Below are 1,699 nucleotides of genomic sequence, written 5' to 3'. Positions count from 1 at the left end.
CAATCCACTCGACCCACTGCACTCGAGAATAACCCACACGCGACAAGACACCATCCCCCAGGAATTCCAAAACCAGAAACCCCAAAGAATACAACCCAAGTCAACATGCACTCCAAACGGCGCTTACGGTTATCCGGAGTTGTCGATCGATTATGCGTATGACAACAAAAACGTCACCGCGGAGACGTTCGATGCTTCGGGTGACATGGACGATGGCAGCTTCACAGCTGGATACGATGACGAAGATCGCCTCACTAGCTGGGACCGCTCAAACAGTGACGACCAGGACTGGAGCCTTTCGCTGGTAGGCGACTGGAACTCGTTCAACGAGAGCGGCGGTGGAGCCGTCAGCAGAACCCACAACGATGTCCACGAGTTAACCGCGATCGGAGCGAACTCGCTGACGTACGATGCCAAAGGCAACCTGCTCACCGATGCTGACAACCACACCTACGTCTGGGACTTCGACAACCATCTCCAACAAGCCACGACCGGTTCCAGTTCCGTACGCGGGATCGAAGGGACGCACACCTACGAGTACGATGCCCTCGGCCGCCGGGTGGCGAAAGTCGTCAACGACGACTCCGGGATGACGACCGTCGTCACCCGCACGATCTACATCAACAGCTACGAGTTGCTCCCACCGCTCTCAAGCGTGGGCGGTCAAGTCCTCGCCGAGTACGAAAAAGTCGGAGCAGGCAGCACTAACCTGGCGAGAACCTACACGTACGGCGAATACGTCGACGAACCCCTCTCGATCACCGACCATTCTTCAACACCGGTCACCTACTACTACCACCACAACCGCGTGTTCAACGTCGTCGGCCTGACCGACATCAGCGACAACGTGATCGAGCTGTACACCTACACGCCGTACGGCACCGTCGACATCCGCGATCCCTCCGACATGAGTACCCGCTCCACCTCCAGCTACGGCAACACATACGCATTCACTGGCAGACGGCTCGACCACGAAACAGGTCTCCACTACTTCCGCGCAAGGTACATGGACTCCACCCTGGGGAGGTTTATTGGCAGGGATCCTTATCGTTATGTTAACGGTTCCGGACTCTACAATATTTCTTTCGCACCAACTGGAGTTGATCCATCTGGTGGAGCGATCTGTAAGTGCACAACGACTAACTTCAGCGCTACTGGATATGGCGGTAGTGCCACTTCTCGAACGGCGTTTCACTACACCAAAAAGCCATGCTCAGAACTCGCAACTTCATCGTACAGTTCGTTTGGGGGAAGCGGATGTGGATATTCTAGGAAATGCAGTCCTCTAACAAACGACGAGCAAACAGCAATCGACTGTTGTGAAGGTGATCCCGAATGCGAAAAAGCGCTTGCTACACTAATGACGCAAGTAAAAAACACACCTAGGCCAGGTCCGTATAACCGATGCTTCCATTGGATGGACAATTTTATTGATGCATATTACCCATCGTATGAATTCGGATTCCCCGCGAATTGCTTGAACGCTGGGGGTGGTGAAATGCCCCCGAAGTTTGAACCAGGCTTATGAGAGTTGGGGTTAGGTAAGTAAGTCAGTGTGCTGGAGTGGAGGAGAAGGTGGAGCCGTAGGCGGAACCTTCTCTGGAACGGAAGCACACTGAGTCGAAAATTCGGCAGGCGTCAACCCTCCAAGAGAGCTGTGCGGACGGCGGTGGTTGTAAGTCATCCGCCAGTCCTGAAT

General features: G+C 54.3%; 2 protein-coding genes. One reads left to right on the top strand and one right to left on the bottom strand.

Annotated features, from left to right (window positions below; all coding sequences use genetic code 11):
• Window positions 1-1,528, top strand: a 1,528-nt coding sequence (locus KOR42_RS26200; RefSeq protein ID WP_231741155.1) for an RHS repeat-associated core domain-containing protein, incomplete at its 5' end; no start/stop codon positions are given.
• A gap of 9 nt (window positions 1,529-1,537) precedes the next feature.
• On the opposite strand, the gene KOR42_RS28085 is transcribed toward KOR42_RS26200, so the two are convergent.
• Window positions 1,538-1,699 carry an integrase core domain-containing protein gene (locus KOR42_RS28085; RefSeq protein ID WP_390620856.1) on the bottom strand — a complete coding sequence of 54 codons (162 nt, stop codon included), beginning with the start codon at window positions 1,697-1,699 and terminating at the stop codon, window positions 1,538-1,540.

The organism is Thalassoglobus neptunius, from assembly GCF_007859735.1.
GTDB lineage: Bacteria > Planctomycetota > Planctomycetia > Planctomycetales > Planctomycetaceae > Thalassoglobus > Thalassoglobus neptunius.
The sequence above is the reverse complement of the archived record's forward strand: the minus strand, read 5'-3'. Positions and strand labels throughout refer to the sequence as shown.